Source organism: Haloterrigena turkmenica DSM 5511 (assembly GCF_000025325.1).
GTDB lineage: Archaea > Halobacteriota > Halobacteria > Halobacteriales > Natrialbaceae > Haloterrigena > Haloterrigena turkmenica.
Genome location: NC_013743.1, coordinates 3,527,774 through 3,542,836, shown reverse-complemented (window position 1 = coordinate 3,542,836; position 15,063 = coordinate 3,527,774). Strand labels below are relative to the sequence as shown.

The 15,063-nt window shown below is 65.7% G+C and carries 17 protein-coding genes; 6 read left to right on the top strand and 11 right to left on the bottom strand.

Annotated elements, in window-relative coordinates; genetic code table 11:
- Positions 1-12: 12 nt before the first annotated feature.
- The 7 genes from HTUR_RS16915 to HTUR_RS16890 all read right to left on the bottom strand — a co-directional run bounded on the left by HTUR_RS16915 (position 13) and on the right by HTUR_RS16890 (position 6,674).
- On the bottom strand, positions 13-1,101 hold the full coding sequence (locus HTUR_RS16915) for a sensor histidine kinase (protein ID WP_012944555.1): 1,089 nt from the start codon (positions 1,099-1,101) through the stop codon (positions 13-15).
- Between the two features lie 26 nt (positions 1,102-1,127).
- A complete protein-coding gene (locus HTUR_RS16910) occupies positions 1,128-2,606 on the bottom strand; it encodes an ATPase domain-containing protein (RefSeq protein WP_012944554.1) in 1,479 nt (492 codons plus the stop codon).
- 123 nt (positions 2,607-2,729) lie between these two features.
- On the bottom strand, positions 2,730-3,554 hold the full coding sequence (locus tag HTUR_RS16905; protein ID WP_012944553.1) for an MBL fold metallo-hydrolase: 825 nt from the start codon (positions 3,552-3,554) through the stop codon (positions 2,730-2,732).
- Positions 3,545-3,700, bottom strand: coding sequence for a hypothetical protein (locus tag HTUR_RS27510; RefSeq protein ID WP_187291462.1), 156 nt, complete (start codon positions 3,698-3,700; stop codon positions 3,545-3,547). Before HTUR_RS27510 ends, HTUR_RS16905 begins: the two co-directional genes overlap by 10 nt.
- A 74-nt stretch (positions 3,701-3,774) precedes the next feature.
- On the bottom strand, positions 3,775-4,182 hold the full coding sequence (locus tag HTUR_RS16900) for a DUF2237 family protein (protein WP_012944552.1): 408 nt from the start codon (positions 4,180-4,182) through the stop codon (positions 3,775-3,777).
- Between the two features lie 106 nt (positions 4,183-4,288).
- A complete protein-coding gene (locus HTUR_RS16895) occupies positions 4,289-5,095 on the bottom strand; it encodes a histidinol-phosphatase HisJ family protein (protein WP_012944551.1) in 807 nt (268 codons plus the stop codon).
- Between the two features lie 145 nt (positions 5,096-5,240).
- Positions 5,241-6,674: an ATP-binding protein gene (locus HTUR_RS16890; protein WP_012944550.1), complete on the bottom strand. Its 1,434-nt coding sequence runs from the start codon at positions 6,672-6,674 to the stop codon at positions 5,241-5,243.
- A 161-nt stretch (positions 6,675-6,835) separates the two neighbouring features.
- Between HTUR_RS16890 and HTUR_RS16885 the strand changes: the two genes are divergently transcribed.
- Together HTUR_RS16885 and HTUR_RS16880 are read left to right on the top strand one after the other, a co-directional pair.
- Positions 6,836-7,204 (top strand): universal stress protein, encoded by a 369-nt coding sequence (locus HTUR_RS16885; protein ID WP_049941786.1) that lies wholly within the window; start codon positions 6,836-6,838, stop codon positions 7,202-7,204.
- Positions 7,205-7,206: 2 nt separating this feature from the next.
- Positions 7,207-7,767 carry a GNAT family N-acetyltransferase gene (locus tag HTUR_RS16880; protein ID WP_012944548.1) on the top strand — a complete coding sequence of 187 codons (561 nt, stop codon included), beginning with the start codon at positions 7,207-7,209 and terminating at the stop codon, positions 7,765-7,767.
- Between the two features lie 502 nt (positions 7,768-8,269).
- On the opposite strand, the gene HTUR_RS16875 is transcribed toward HTUR_RS16880, so the two are convergent.
- Positions 8,270-8,731: a universal stress protein gene (locus HTUR_RS16875; RefSeq protein ID WP_012944547.1), complete on the bottom strand. Its 462-nt coding sequence runs from the start codon at positions 8,729-8,731 to the stop codon at positions 8,270-8,272.
- A gap of 102 nt (positions 8,732-8,833) precedes the next feature.
- Between HTUR_RS16875 and HTUR_RS16870 the strand changes: the two genes are divergently transcribed.
- The 4 genes from HTUR_RS16870 to HTUR_RS16855 all read left to right on the top strand — a co-directional run bounded on the left by HTUR_RS16870 (position 8,834) and on the right by HTUR_RS16855 (position 12,858).
- Positions 8,834-9,304, top strand: coding sequence for a universal stress protein (locus HTUR_RS16870; RefSeq protein ID WP_012944546.1), 471 nt, complete (start codon positions 8,834-8,836; stop codon positions 9,302-9,304).
- 120 nt (positions 9,305-9,424) lie between these two features.
- Positions 9,425-10,690, top strand: coding sequence for a DHH family phosphoesterase (locus HTUR_RS16865; RefSeq protein WP_012944545.1), 1,266 nt, complete (start codon positions 9,425-9,427; stop codon positions 10,688-10,690).
- A gap of 90 nt (positions 10,691-10,780) precedes the next feature.
- Positions 10,781-11,440 carry a helix-turn-helix domain-containing protein gene (locus HTUR_RS16860; protein ID WP_012944544.1) on the top strand — a complete coding sequence of 220 codons (660 nt, stop codon included), beginning with the start codon at positions 10,781-10,783 and terminating at the stop codon, positions 11,438-11,440.
- A gap of 65 nt (positions 11,441-11,505) precedes the next feature.
- Positions 11,506-12,858: a sensor histidine kinase gene (locus HTUR_RS16855; protein WP_012944543.1), complete on the top strand. Its 1,353-nt coding sequence runs from the start codon at positions 11,506-11,508 to the stop codon at positions 12,856-12,858.
- A 15-nt stretch (positions 12,859-12,873) separates the two neighbouring features.
- Here HTUR_RS16855 and HTUR_RS16850 read toward each other — a convergent pair whose 3' ends face one another.
- The 3 genes from HTUR_RS16850 to HTUR_RS16840 all read right to left on the bottom strand — a co-directional run bounded on the left by HTUR_RS16850 (position 12,874) and on the right by HTUR_RS16840 (position 15,001).
- Positions 12,874-13,569: a hypothetical protein gene (locus tag HTUR_RS16850; protein ID WP_012944542.1), complete on the bottom strand. Its 696-nt coding sequence runs from the start codon at positions 13,567-13,569 to the stop codon at positions 12,874-12,876.
- 76 nt (positions 13,570-13,645) lie between these two features.
- Positions 13,646-14,080: a DUF5807 family protein gene (locus HTUR_RS16845; protein ID WP_049941785.1), complete on the bottom strand. Its 435-nt coding sequence runs from the start codon at positions 14,078-14,080 to the stop codon at positions 13,646-13,648.
- A gap of 192 nt (positions 14,081-14,272) precedes the next feature.
- On the bottom strand, positions 14,273-15,001 hold the full coding sequence (locus HTUR_RS16840; RefSeq protein ID WP_012944540.1) for a twin-arginine translocation signal domain-containing protein: 729 nt from the start codon (positions 14,999-15,001) through the stop codon (positions 14,273-14,275).
- Between the last annotated feature and the right edge of the window lie 62 nt (positions 15,002-15,063).

Genomic DNA, 15,063 nt, shown 5'->3' with positions numbered 1-15,063 from the left:
GCTCCGTTGTCGTCAACAATCGGCGTCAGCGGCGGGGAGCGTGAACGTGAACGTCGCTCCCGCGCCCGGTTCGGACTCAGCCCAGATGCGCCCGTCGTGGCGGTCGACGATTCGCTGACAGAGCGCGAGGCCGATCCCGGTGCCCTCGTACTCCTCGTGACTGTGAAGGCGCTGAAACACGTCGAAGATTCGCTCCTGATCGTCCGGGTCGATCCCGATACCGTCGTCCTCGACGGCCACCCGCCACTCCGAACCGTCGCGTTCCGTCGTGATCCAAATCTGCGGTGGTTCGCCGCTGAACTCGATCGCGTTCGACAGCAGGTTCTGGAACACCTGCCGGAGCTGGTCGGGATCGCCGCGGACGCGAGGCAAGGTTTCGGCCGTGACCCGACCGTCGTGTTCGTCGATCTTCACCTGGAGATCCGCGAGCGCCTCTTCGAGGACGTCGTTCAGGTCCGTCGGCTCCAGCGGAGCGCCCTCGCTGTCGACCCTGGAGTACTCGAGGAGGGCCTCGATCATGCTGCGCATTCGGTCGGCGCCGCCGATGGCGAACTCGAGGAACTCCTCGCCGTCTCCGTCGAGGTCGTCGCCGTATCGGGTTTCGATCAACTGGAGGTAACTCGAGACCATCCGCAGGGGCTCCTGGAGGTCGTGGCTGGCGGCGTAGGCGAACTGCTCGAGCGACTTATTGGACTCCTCGAGGCGAGTGATGTAGCGGCGCAGCTCCTTCGACTGGTTTCGCCGAACGAGGAGCGTGTTGAGGCGACGAAAGAGGGGATCCGGATCGAGCGGGGCGTCGACGACGTCGTCGATGAGCAGCGGCGAGTCGCGGGTCTCCGGATTCGGCAGCGAGATCCGGACCGTGCTGTCCGGGCGGCGAATGAGGACCACCGGACAGAAGACGGGATCGTTCGCTTCGACGCGTTCGCGGAGGGCGGCGTGGTACTCGGGAAACGTGCGGTCGTCGACGAGGTAGAGATCGGCGTCGCTAACCCACCGGTCCGTGATGACCTCGTACCGGTCGTCGAGGAGTTCTCGGACCGCAGCGCGGTTTCCCCGTTCTCCGATGAGCAGCTGGATGGTGCTCTCACTCGGTTTCATGTATAGTGATCTCAACTGGGTGTGAATTACGAACAATCGAGACGGCTGATATCGGAGGGTTCGTCGGTTCGCGGCGTTCCCTGCAGGATGCCGTAGAGTCCGGTCAGGGGGTCGCCGACGCGGATCCCGTCTTCGGTGATCTCGAACTCGCGCAGCGTGTGTTCGAACCCGCCGGTGCGCTTTTTCAGGACGCCGATGACCTTCCGGAGGCTGCCGTCCATCTCGACGTAACTCAGGAACGCGATGTTGTCGGCGACGTAACTCAAATTACTGTCCGTCGCGCTCGAGATACCCGTGATCTCGGCGATCTCGTTGGTGATCAACACCGTCACGCCGCGGCTCTTTAGGTACCGCGTGAGCCCGTGGAGGTCCCGGATCAGGTCCGTTTCGTCGCCTCGAATCGAGACCGTGTAGCCGCCGATCCCGTCGATCATCACGATATCCGTCCCCTGACGGTCGATCTGCCGTTTGACCGTGTGCGCGAACTCCTCGCTCGAGAGCGCGCGCGGTTCGATTTCGGTCGTCGACAGCGTCCCTTCCTCGCGGAGCCTCGAGACGGGAATGCCGATGGACTCCGAGCGGTGTTCGTACGTTTGGACGTCCTCCTCGAAGAGATAGATCGTCGACTTGAGTCCGTTTTCAGCCGCTTTCGCCATGAACTGCGTCCCGGTGGAAGTCTTTCCAGCGCCCGTCGGCCCGCTGATGAAGGTCACGGTCCGTTGATCGAAGCCGCGACCGATCAGTTCGTCGAGCCCGTCGATGCCGGACCGAAGCAGGTTCGATTCGAACGGCCGGTCGGTTCCCTCGGGGACGAGTTGCGGATAGACTTCGATCCCGTCGTCGCGGATCTCCATGCCGTGGTCCCCTTCTCGCTGTCCGAGCGCGCGGTGTTTCGAGACCTGGATTCGGCGCCCGCCCTCGCCCCGATCCAGTTCGATGATCCCGTCGCTGAGCGATCGGATCTCCGTGTCGTACTCCTGTTCCGGCGACGGCGTCGCGGTGGTGATGACCGTCACTTCCCCCTGCTTGAGAAACCGCATGAACGAGAGGATCCGCTTTCGGAACTGGTGGTCGTTCGCCTCGACGTAGCGCAACTGCGTGATCGGATCGATGACGACGCGGTCCGGATCGATCTCCCGGATCGCGTCGTGGATATCCTGCGTGTACCGCTCCCGCTCGATGTCGCTCGGGTCGACCAGATCGTACGAGTAATCCTCGGTGAAAAACTCGGAGTCCGGCCCCAGATCGAGAAACGCCGCGTCCGAGATATCGACGCCGACCGCCTCGCCGTTCGCGAGAATCTCCTCGCGAGACTCCTCGCCGTGAATGAACAGCACCGTCTCGTCGTTTCGGAGTCCTTCCTCGAGAAAGTGCATTCCGAGCAGGGTCTTTCCCGTTCCCGGCTTTCCCTGCACGAGATACATCCGACCGGTGACGAGGCCGCCACAAAGGAGTTCGTCGAGACCGTCGACCCCGCTCCGTATCGATGAAACGCGAGAATCCATACACCCGTTCACGAGATTGGGCGTAATGAATGGATTCCTTCGCGAACCGGATGACAGCCGGCGTACCGGTTGATTAGCGTGAATTACCACCGATATCATATCCGGCCGGCAGCCGGGAGCAGGCTACAGTTCGTACCGTTCGCCGTCGACCGCCAGCGGTTCCTCGAACGCCTCGTCGGCGGGGTAGTAGTGGGCGAGGTGGACCAGCCGCGTCCGCTCGGCGTTCAGTTCGGCGGCCAGATCGAGGGCGCCCTCCCGGGTCATGTGCTTCGTCCCGAACGTTCGGGGGACGCCATCGTCGGTCTCGTGGCGTCCGCCGGCGGGGTGGTACTCGCAGAGGTGGGCGGGGACGATGGCGTCGGCCAGCAGCAGGTCCGGATCGGCCAATACCTCGCGGGACGCCTCGGGAACGTTGTAGCTCGTATCGCCGGAGATCGACAGCTTCGCTCCGGTCACGGGGTCTTCGATCGCGAGTCCGTAACAGACCAGCGGCGGGTGTTCGACCGGCACCAGGGTGACGTCCAACCCGCAGACGTGAATCGTCTCGAGTGGCGTCGTCGGGCGGACGTCGATCGGATCGAGGTAGTGGTAGTCGTCACTGACCGTCTGCGCGACGCTCTTTCCGGTCACGGGGTCGGTCTCGTCGGCGGCGTAGACATCCAGCGAGTCGAAGACGCGGAAGACGTTGCCCAGCCCGTCGAGGTGGTCGAAGTGGATGTGGGTGATGACGGCGGCGTCGGGCAACGCCACGTCCTCGCGGAGGAACTGGTACCGAAAGTCCGGGCTGAAGTCGATCAGCAGCGACTCGTCGACCCGTTCGTTCTCGACGTGGACGGAAAATCGGGTGCGCTCGACGCCGCGCTCGCGGGCGGCCTCGCAGGTGTCGCAGTCGCAGCCGACGGTCGGCGTGCCGGTGGTGTCGCCGGCGCCGAGCAGGGTTACGCGCATCGGTACGTCCTCCTCAACGGGCTGGTTCCGGCGGAGACTGGCTGGGTTGCGGTCCGGTCCTCGAGGCCGTCGACTCGTCGTCGCGGGTGCGGACGGATCGCGTTGCCGTCGGCCGCCGCGTCGTCCTGTGGCGATCCATCGCTCATCGAGGTGTGATTAACAGCCGTCGCATAAAGGGTATTCCCCCATCTCCCGTCTCCCGTCGGTCGAATCGGCTGGCTCACTCCTCCGTCCCGGATCCGCTGTCGACGCGACCCTCGTGCTCGTGATCCCGCAGCAGATCCGGTTCGACGTCCCGGAGGACGGCCTCGTGGGTCGCCTCGAGGACGACCGGCGGCGCGCTGTCTGCCTCGACGGCCTCGAGCCACCGCGCGACGCACAGACACCACCGGTCGCCGGGCTCGAGGCCGGGGAACTCGAACTCCGGGCGCGGCGTGACGAGGTCGTTGCCCTGCGCTCGGCTGAACCGCAGGAACTCCTCGGTCATCACCGCACAGATCTCGTGGCGGCCGCGGTCGCCCTCGACGCGCCGGCAGCAGCCGTCTCGCAGGAAGCCCGTCATCGGATCAGTGCTGCAGGGCTCGAGTTCGGTGCCGTAGACGTTCCGGTCCTCGAGGTCGTCGGTCATAGACGGGCAGTCGGAGGCCGCCGGGAAAAGGGTGTGCGTCGCGGTCGACCGCGGAGGGCCGACGAAGGCGGTCGGACGACCCGTGACGGCGGCGAGTCGTCTACGCTCACTCGCGGCCCGCTGCCGGTCCCGGTTCTAACCCCGGCGGCGCCACCGGCTCGAGGCCGCGCTCGGCGAGGTACTCCTCGAGGAAGGCGGCCCGCTCGCCGATCTCGCTCGGCCGGTGGGAGTCCGACCCGACGGTGACGGGGATATCGTACGCCCGCAGCGTCTCGAGGAAGGGTTCGGAGGGGTGGACTAGCGCCATATCGGAGACGGCTCGGCCGGCGTTGATCTCGGGGACCGTCCGCGAGCGGGCCAGCGCTTCGGCCACGCGTTCGTAGTGATCCCGCGTCGCCCGCCCGCGCAACGGCGCGGTCCGCTCGATCAGGTCGAGGTGGGCCGCGACGTCGAACAGCTCCGACTCGACGAGCGCGACGAGGTTCTCGAAGTAGTCGTCGACGATCCGATCCAACTCGGCGTCGGTCATCTCCGCGAAGTTGCTCGGCACCTGGACGTTCAACCCGTCGACGCCGTGGACGCTGCCGATCGCGTAGTCGAAGTTCGCCTCCTCGAGAAACGTGCGGATCTCGTCCTCGTCTCGCGGGTCGTAGTCCATCTCGACGCCGTCGTAGATCTCGATCGAGCGGTCTTCGCGCTCGCGCTCCGTCTCGATCGCCCGGCGGCGACGCTCGTAGGTCAGATCCAGATTGAAACCGTAGACGTTCCGGACGGTCGCGGGTCTCTCGCGGGACGAAATCGTGCAGTGGTCGGTGAGCCCGATCCCCTCGAGGCCGGCCTCCTCGGCGGCCTGGACCATCCCTCGCAGAAACTTCCCGTCGGAGTAGTTCGTGTGGGCGTGGAAATCTCTCATACGGGTACGACACGGAGCGAGCAGTTGACAGTTACGCAGGACCACGCCCCGCGCGACTCGAGAATGCGACGCGTTGCGGGTGGACGGTGGAATATCGGTCGACTGCGGATGGACGCCGGAGCGTCGGTCGAGCGCCGGCAGACGGTCAGTGATCGTGGTCGTGGTCGTGATCGTGATCGTGCGAGTGACCGCTGGGCTCTCCACCGTCGCTGGCCTTTCCGAGGTCGCCGCCGGCGACCAGCGCGTCGTGGTCACCGCCCATCATGTCCATGTTCTTCAGCGTGTCCCGCTCCTCGAACTCCTCGACGGCGTTGAGTAAGTCCTCCTGGGTCAGCGTCGTCCGGTCCTCGGTCAGGGCCTCGAGGACGGCCTCGCGGAGCACCATCCGGAGGTCGCTGCCGGTCAGCCCCTGTGTCGCCTCGGCGATGAGTTGTGGATCGAACTCGTCGATCTCCATCCGTCGGGTGATCAGCGAGAGGATGTCCGCCCGCATGTCGTTGTCGGGCTTGGGGAAGTTGATGATCTCGTCGAAGCGGCGCCAGGCGGCGTCGTCGAGCTGGTCGGGGTGGTTGGTCGCACCGATCAGCAGGACGTCGTCCTCGATCAGCGAGATGTTGTCGATGCTCTTGAGCAGGGTATTGACGGCGCGTTTGAGCGCGGCGTGTTCGTCGCTGCTGCGGGTCTTGGCGACGAAGTCGAACTCGTCGATGAACAGAATACAGGGCGACAGGCGCTTTGCGACCTCGAAGGTCTTGTCGACGTTCTTCGCGGTCTCGCCGAGATATTGGCTCGTGATCATCGAGAGTTTGACCTCGACGAACGGCAGGTCCATGTCCTGGGCCAGCGCCTGGGCGGTCGACGTCTTCCCAGTGCCCGGCGGGCCGACGAACAGCAGCTTTCCGATCTCGCGCAGGCCGATGTTCGAGAGGTAGTCACGGTGTTCGATCGCCTTCGAGATCTTGTCGAGTTCGTTCTCCTGGTCCTCGGTCAGCACGAGGTCGTTGAGGGACATGTCGACCTCCTCGGGAGCCCGGACTTCGACGAGATCCAGCATCTCCTCGTCTTCCTCCTCGTCGAAGTACTCCTCGAGGAGGCCGTCGATCCAGACCCGATCGGCCTGGATCGGCCGGTTTTGCTCTCGAGCCTCCTCGTGGGTGACGTCGAACGTCTCGCCGAACTCCTCGTGTTCGGCGAAGTGTTTCACCAGCGTCGGGTTCTCGCGCAGTCGATCGTCGTCGACGCGCTCGGCGAACCATTTCTCGGCCATCCCCTGCTGGGCGAGGGTGATCGTCCCCGAGAACTCGTCGCGCTCGGTGAACATCAGATCCGAGACGGCCTCCCACGGCCGACTGACGTCGGTCGCCTCTCGGGCCGTCGTCGTCGTCACCGAAAGCGGGCGACTGATGCCGGCGGGAGTGCGTCCCGACTCGTCGTCATCGTCGCCGTCGTTCTCGACGCCGCCGGTCCAGAACACGCGGCGATACGACGGCGGCAGATCGTTCTCGTCCAGCGTTCGATCGTCCGAATACACGCTCGTCGTGAGCAGGAACTCCACGACATCGAGCGCCGCATCACTCATTCGGTCAACGTACTCACCACACGTTCTTAACGTCGTCGTCCTGCGCAAGGTCTGCGGCACCCGTTTGGCACAGTCTCACTCGCATTCGAGTAGCCGTTCCGAGCCGTCTCGCATTCGACTGCGGCACAACGGTTTTCGTCCACCGGCGCACATGCATGCATATGAACGTCTTAGTGGGTCTCGTCGGGAGCGACGAATCCCTCAAAACCCTCCGGCAGACGATCGAGCGCACGCGGGAGGTCGGAGACGACCTCACCGTCGCCGTCGTCGAAAAGCCCGAGTCGAAACGCTCGCAGGCGGAGATGGTCGAGCGGACCGAGGAGTTGCTGGCCGAGACCGGTATCGACGCCGAAATCGTCACCCTCGAGGGCGATCCCGGCAGCGCGCTGGTCGACCACGCAGAACAGGGCGAGTTCGACCAGCTCGTGATCGGCGGCGGCACCCTGAGCCCGATGGGCAAGATTCAGCTCGGCCCGATCACCGAGTTCGTCCTGCTGAACGCCCCGACGACCGTCAAACTGGTGCGATAACGATGGCCGGAACGAGACCGTATCCGGACGAGCCGGCCGGACCGTTCCCCTCGCCGCCGACGACGGCCGAGGATCGCGAGGGTCGATCGATCGAGATCCGGGCCACGAACGACTTCGAGGAGACCCTCGAGGACGTCGTCGAGATGTACGTCGCGTTCGACCCCACCGACCGGGCCCAGGGGATTCCCCCGACCGGCGAGTCGCGCATCCGCAACTGGCTCGAGGCGATCGCCGACGAGAGCGTCAACGTCGTCGCCTACCACGGTGAGGACGTCGTCGCTCACGCGATGCTGGTCCCCGACACCGACGATCCATCGGCGGTCGAGGACCGCAGCGACGTCGAGTGGGAGCTCGCCATCTTCGTCCTCCAGGCGTACCAGCGGGCCGGAATCGGGACGAAGCTGCTCGAGCACCTGCTCGGTCACGCCGCCGATATCGGGATCGAACAGGTCTGGTTGACCGTCGAGCGCTGGAACAACCCCGCCATCGCGCTCTACGAACGGGTCGGCTTCGAGGCGACCGGCACGGAGAGCTTCGAACAGGAGATGGCGATCCGGCTGTAGCGAGCGCTCGTTTTTCCGGGGTACTGGTATCTCTACCCGGCTATTCGGTGTGCAGTGGCGCGCGCTGGACTACGGTGAGCCAGTGACGAACCGTAGTCTGAAACCGTGCGATGGATGAGCGAGTGAGCGAAGCGAATGAGCGTTAGCGCGGAACCGACGGTTCCGCGAACCATGCGAGTAGTGCGAGGCCTTCGGTCTCGCAGACCGTGCGAATAGGGCGAGACCTCCGGTCTCGCCGACCATGTGAACGGGCGCTTCGCGCCCGTGAACAGACGGCGGCTTTGCCGCCGTGAGCAGACGGGCCGTTGGCCCGCGAGCGGAAATCGGTTGAGGAGGGTGTGGCAATTCCTCGTTGCCACGGTAGCAGAATACGGCCTTCCTTTCAACCCCACGTTCCTCGAGTCTCACTGAGCCGTGTGCAGGCACAGAGGCAGTTGGAAGGAACCCAGACTATCCGTTCAATTGTACGACGGCCGTTGAGGGCGACACTATTCTCACTAGATCAAACCGACAGGACGGGCTGGCTCGCGTAGGAGAGCACGTACTCGGCGGCCCGCTCGAGGACTTCGGCCGACGCGGTTTCGGTGACCGGTTCCCTGGGGAGGACGATGAAGTCGGCGTCGATCGCGTCGGCGGTGTCGAGGACGACGCTGCCGGGGTGGCGCGTCTTGCGCGTCTGCGAGAAGCCGTCGTCGACCGACGTCCCGAGCGGGACGTCCGCTTCCTCCGCGATGACGCTGATATCCGCGAAGAAGCCCTGCGTGTCCTCCGCGACGGCGTCCTCCTCGAGCGTGCCGGCGTTCATTCCCTGGATGACGCCCCGTCCGAGCACGTACAGGGCGTGGACTTCGGCGTCGTAGCGGTCGGCGACGGCGACGGCGTACTCGACGGCGGTGGCGGACTCCTCGCTCCCGTCGACCGGCGCGAGGACGGTGTCGACGGTGACCGGCTGGCTGGCGACCATACGCGGTGGTGTGTCCCCCGTCACAAAAAAGCCACCCCCACGACGCCCGCTCGCGGGGCGGAGCCGCCGGTGTTTAAGCCATTTCGGCTGTAACTCCCGTGCATGTTCGATACGGTCGTGGTCGCTACCGACGGTTCCGAGAGCGTCAAGCGGGCCGTCGACGTCGCGCTCGATCTCGCCGATCGCTTCGACGCCGAGGTCCACGCGCTCTCGGTCGTCGACGCCAGCGAGGTCGACGCCTCGCCCCAACAGCTCCGGGAGGAACTGCGGACCGCCCTCGAGACGACCGCCGACGCCGCGCTCGCGACGGTCGAGGAGCGATCCGACGCGGATCTCGAGATCGACACCGCCGTCCGCGAGGGCCGGCCGGCCGCCCAGATCTGCGAGTACGCCCGCGAGGTCGACGCCGACCTGGTCGCGACTGGGACCCGTGGTCGTCACGGCGAGAACCGCCTGCTGCTGGGCAGCGTCGCCGAGCGGGTCGTCCGCACTTCACCGGTGCCCGTGCTGACGGTTCGACAACTTGAGCCCGCCGGCGAGGGTACCGACGACGAGGCGGTCGGCGCCGCCTGAGCCGCACTGGCGATCGGCTGACGAGAGATACCGACGCCGTCGCGCCTCGATGACCGACGTCGTCGCGCCTCGACGGCCGAGACCGGCGATTACTTCCGGACCCGTCACGCAGTCGTTGCCATGGACGAAGATCTCATCGACAGCGGCGATCTCCCGCTCGCCCGCAAGTCCGTGCTCCCGGGAACCGGTTTCTTCCTACCCGATACGCTCGAGGAGGACGTCGAGGACGAGCAGGCCGCGGCCGCCCTCGAGGGCGCCGAGGTCGCCGTCATCGCCGACCCCGACGCGGACGGGCTGGCCTGCGTCGCCCTGCTTCGCGAGGCCTACGACGACGTACGGAACGTGCCGGAACCCGACGACAAGGACGACGCTGACGAATCTACTGACGCCGACGTGCCGACCGACGCAACGGACGCGGCCGATGCCGTCGACGACGCCGACGAAGCGGCGGCGGGCCTCGCCGGCGACGCCGTCGATCCGCTTGAGGAGCCCGAGCCCACGCCCCACGAAGTGGCCCTGCTTCCCGCTAGCCCCCACGACGTCGAGGACGCGCTGGCTCGCGTCGCCGAGTTCGGCGAGGAGGGGATCGACCTCTTCGTCTGTGACCTCGCGCCGGACAGATACGAGTACGTCGAGGAAGAACTCGATGCGGCCCTCGAGACCGCCGACCGCGTCTCGTGGTACGACCACCACCAGTGGAACGACGACGTGGCGCAGGCGGTCCGCGACGCCGGCGTCGACCTCGTCGTCGGCGACTCCGACGAGGAGTGTTCGGCCGATGTCGTCTACCGGTCGCTCGAGTACGAGTTCTCGCCGATGTACGAGGAACTGGCCGCCGTGACACGGGACCACGACCTCTGGCTGCGCGAGGATCCGCGCAGCGACGATCTGGCCGATTACGCCTACTGGACCGATCCGGCGGAGTACGTCGAGGTCGTCCGCGAGTACGGCGTCGACCTCCCCGAGTGGGTACAGACCTACCTCGCCGAGCGCCGCGAGGAGAAAGAGGCTCTGATCGATCGAGCGCTGGGCCGCGCGGAGTTCCGCGAGATCGGCGGCTACACGGTCGGGGTCACCTACGGCCGCTGTTCGCAAAACGAGGTCGCCGAGGGGATGCGAGAGCAGGGCGCCGACGCCTCGGTCGTCGTCAAACCCGCCGGCTCGGCCTCGATCCGCGGAACGGACGAATTCGACCGCTGCCACGAGGTCGCGGGGAAGGTCAACGGCGGCGGCCACCCCAAGGCCGCCGGCTGCAAACCCGACATCTACGACGACATGCTCGACTACGCGACCCACTGGACCTCTCGCGGCGCCGTGACGAAGCAGGTCATCCTCGACGCGTTCCGCGAGGTCGTCGCGGACGAGCGCGAGGACGGCGACGACTGAGTCGACGGCGAGTAACGGCATCGGCCGTTCGCTCGAGCCTGTCCGGGCAGACGACCAGCGTTATCCATAGTCGGATTCTTTCCAGTGAGTATGGCAACCGAAGCGACGTTTACGGTGCCGTCCGATCAGTTCCCGCTGGGGAGCGTATTCGAACGGCTGCCGGACGTGACGATCGAACTGGAGCGCATGATCCCGGCGCGGGACGTGGTTGTTCCCTACTTCTGGGTGCGAGGAACGCCCGTCGACGACATCGAGGACGCCTTCGACGACCATCCCGGCGTCGTCGAGATCGAATTGATCGATTCCGTCGCGGACGAGTACCTGTTGCGCGTCGAGTGGTCGCTCGAGTACGCCGGCGTGTTGAGTACGCTGACGGAAACGAAGCTTCCACTCGTGAAAGCGATCGGGACGAACCGAGAGTGGACGTTTGACGTACGCGGCGACGATCGGGCCGACATCGCCGACTTTCAGCAGCGCTGTCGCGAACTCGACATCCCGATCACGCTGACGAAACTGCACGCGCTCACGCCGATCGAAACCGAGGCCGAGGCCGCGTTGACCGAGCCACAGCAGGAGGCCGTGCTCCTCGCCTACGAACGCGGCTACTTCAACTCACCGCGGGACGTGACCATGGCGGAACTGGGCGACGAACTCGGGATCACCCAACAGGCCGTCGCCTCTCGCCTTCGGCGCGGTATCGACCGGCTCGTCGGGAGCACACTCGCCGAGATATCGACTCGCTCTCAGTAGCGTACTTAAGTGGGTTGTATACCCAAAAGTACCCCTGAACATTGCAGGCTTCTATGTGAACTGTAATGGTTGGGGAGTCCATCGAATCCGGGTCCGACGCGATTCTCGAGTCGTCGCTGGGAGATACGCGCAACTGGCTCCGAGGGCTCTCCGCGCTGGGCGCGCTCCTGGTGCTCGTCGCAGTCGGTAACTCGATCGTCACGATGGCCGGGAACGGGATCCTGCTGGAAGCGATCCTCGATCTGCTGCTGGTCGGTTCCTTCGGAATCGTGCTGCTGTATATCGGGCTCTGGTTGCCGAAGACGTCTATCGACGCCGCGTACTATCCGCGGATCTTGCTGTGGGTCGTCGTCGGCGTCACCGTCATGGGAATCGCCCTCGGCCTTCGCGTCCTCCATCCCGGCGTCGAGGTCCAGTTCACGTTCGGGACCCAGGCCGTCTTCTTAGCGATCGGCTCCGTCGCGGGACTGGCGATCGGCGTCCACGAGGCACAGGCGCTCATCCAGGCCGCCGCGCTCGAGGAGCAAAACGAGGCGCTGAAGCGGACCGAGCAGCGCCTCGAGGAGACGGTCGAAGAACTCGAGGCGTCGAACGAACAGCTCGAACAGTTCGCCTACGCCGCCTCCCACGACCTGCAGGAACCGCTCCGGATGGTGACGAGCTACCTCGACCTCCTCGAGGATCGGTACGCCGACGAGTTCGACGACGACGGCGAGGAGTTCCTCGCGTTCGCCCGCGACGGCGCCGATCGGATGGACACGACGATCGACGCGCTGCTGGAGTACTCGCGGGTCGAAACGCAGGGCGGCGCGTTCGATACTGTCGACCTCGAGGCCATCCTCGACGACGTGCTCGCGGACCTCCAGTTCAAACTCGAGGAGGAAGACGCCGACCTCACGCGGGAGCCGTTGCCCGCCGTCGCCGGCGACGAGAGCCAGCTCCGGCAGGTGTTCCAGAACCTGCTGGCGAACGCGATCGAGTATTCGGGTGGCGAGCCCCCACGCATCCATATCGCGGCAACGCCCGAAACGTCGGACATAGACACGGACACGGACGCGGCGTCGGCGTGGCGGATCTCGGTCAGCGACGAGGGGCCGGGGATCCCGACCGACGATCAGGACCGAATCTTCGAAATCTTCCAGCGGCTCCACTCGAGCGAGGAACAGAGCGGGTCGGGAATCGGACTGGCACTCTGCCAGCGGATCGTCGAGCGCCACGGCGTCCGGCCGGACAGCGAGAGGCCGGGCTCGACGGACGAGCGAAGCGAGTCTGTCGGCGGCGAGATCTGGGTCGACTCCGAGCCCGGCGAGGGCTCGACGTTTTCGCTCACGCTGCCGTCCGCCGACGCGTCGGCGGACGCAGACGCGTCCGACCACGCCGCGTCACCGGCGAAATCCGACTCGCGGAGCCGCGACTAACGTTCAATCGGCGTCTCAGCTCCGCGATCCCGCGTACCGCATCACGAGCTGTAGCACGTGGACGAAGACGCCAGCGACGGCGACGTAGACGCCGATCGTCTGGAGCGCGACCGAGGCGTTGCGGTGGTCCCGCACCTGCCAGATTTCGTACCCCAGCCGGAGCAGGAAGCCGAGGAAGATCAGCGCGAAGCCGGCCAGCAGGACGGGCTGGACGAACGTGCCGATCAGGATCGCGCCGAGCCCGCCGATGAACGCGTAGCCCGCGTACGTCCCCCAGCTCTCGAACGTCTTCGAGCGCGCGTAGACGTAGCCGGAGATCCCGGCGGTCATGAGGGCGACGACGACCGCCGTTATCCCGAGGATCGTCAGCTGACTCTCCCGCGGGGCAAAACGGAGCACGCCCGCCCCGAAGATCCCGAACGCGAGTTGTAAGAGTACCATTCCGACGAAGGCGATTCCCATATCCCCGCCCTCGACCCCTCGCTGGGCGACGTACTGGCCGGCCATGATCGCCGCGCCGTAGACGACCGCGCCGATGATCGGGGCCGCGAACAGGTACTCGTTGACCTGTGCCAGCGGCGTCGTCGCGATGGCGTACATCACTGCGACGTTGATCGCCATCAGGATGCTCGCGCCGCCGATCACCCGCACCTCTCGACTCGAGAGGCCGAATCCCCGACCGGTCTCGTGTGGCGTTTCGAACGAGCTCATACTCCGACTCTAGCCGTGCGGGCCGCAAAAGCCTGCGCCCTACCGCTGAAACCCGCGTGTGGGCCGCCCCGCGGAGTCAGTCGGCGGCGGTGGGAACGTTCCACTTGTCCGAGTACGCCGTCCCGCACGTACACCGCGCGTACGCGTGCACGACGTCGCCCTCGGCGTAGATGCCGCCGACGTCCTCGTTCTGTTCCTCGGCGAAGGCGAAGACGAACTGGACCGCGTGGTCCTCGTCGGCCGGCGCCTCCGGACACTGGCCGCCGGTGAGGTCGTCGTCGATGATCCCCTCGAGTTCCATCGCGGACTTTGCGAACTGCATCGCCTGCGTGCCGGTCGCCGCCTCGAAGGCGTTGCGGCCGCTCTCGCCGTCGACGACGATCAGAACGCCGTCCTCGACGCGCTCGCCGAACTCCGCCAAGCGGTCGTCGGAGACGTACGAGTCGGCCAGAAACAGTGCCACGTCATCGGGCCGCTCGCCAGCCAGAAATTCCTCGCGTGCGTCGGTCATGCCTTGCAGTCGGCACTCGAGGTGGAAAAAGGACCTCATCCAGAGCGAGCGCGATTCGAAGTTCGAAGCCGCTGCCCAAGCGGATCGCGGATCGATGCGGTCGAAACCGCTCTCGGTCGAAGCTGTTACTCGAGAGGACGTGTGTTTTCGAGTCCGAGCCGACCCATAGTTCGGCCTCGACTGCCGTCTCGGTTAGCTTCCGTCGGAGTCGTTCGCTTCGGACTCGGTATCGTTGTCGAGATCGGATTCCGAGGCGCCGTTTTCGGATTCGAGCTCACCGTCCCCGGATTCGGACCCGTTGTCCTCGAAATCGGAGTCGTAGACTTTCGAGTTCATGATGTTGTTCCAGAGCGTGACCTGGGCCATATCGATACCGCCGCTGTCCGTTTCGTTCCCGACGGCTTCGCTCGAGTCGTTACCGGGTTCGGAATCGACGTCGTCGGCGATCGACGACTCACCGCTCGAGTCGTCCCCGTTGGGATCATCGTACTTGTGGACCCACTCGGTGTTGATTCCCCAGCCCAGCGCCTGTCCGTCGAACGGGTTCGAAATCTCGGCGTAGAGAAACTCGACCGACGACCCGCGCTGGATCAGCGCTCGCTTGTAGACCTCGTAGACGATCGTGATTTCCTCGTCCGACTCCTCGACTGTCTCGGCCCCGGTGCGATAGGTCAGATAGAGTTCGTCGCCGTCGCGCAGCAGTTCGTCGACCTCGATGTCGTTCTCCTCGAGGAAGTAGTAGAACTCGCCGGGCGATCCCTCGCGGGGGTCGGAGGGGTCTTCGGATTCGATTCGCGTCATTCCCGATGAGTCGCCGGCGAGGGCGCCGAGGCAGCCGGCGGTCGCGACCGTCGCGGCGGTTCCGGCGGCCGCACCGAGGAACTGCCGTCGTGACGGGTCGCTGGAGGGGTCGGTTGGCATACGAGTCGGTCTCGCCGGAACCCGCAAAAAGACCCGGACGATATCGAGCGCTGAGTCGTGGA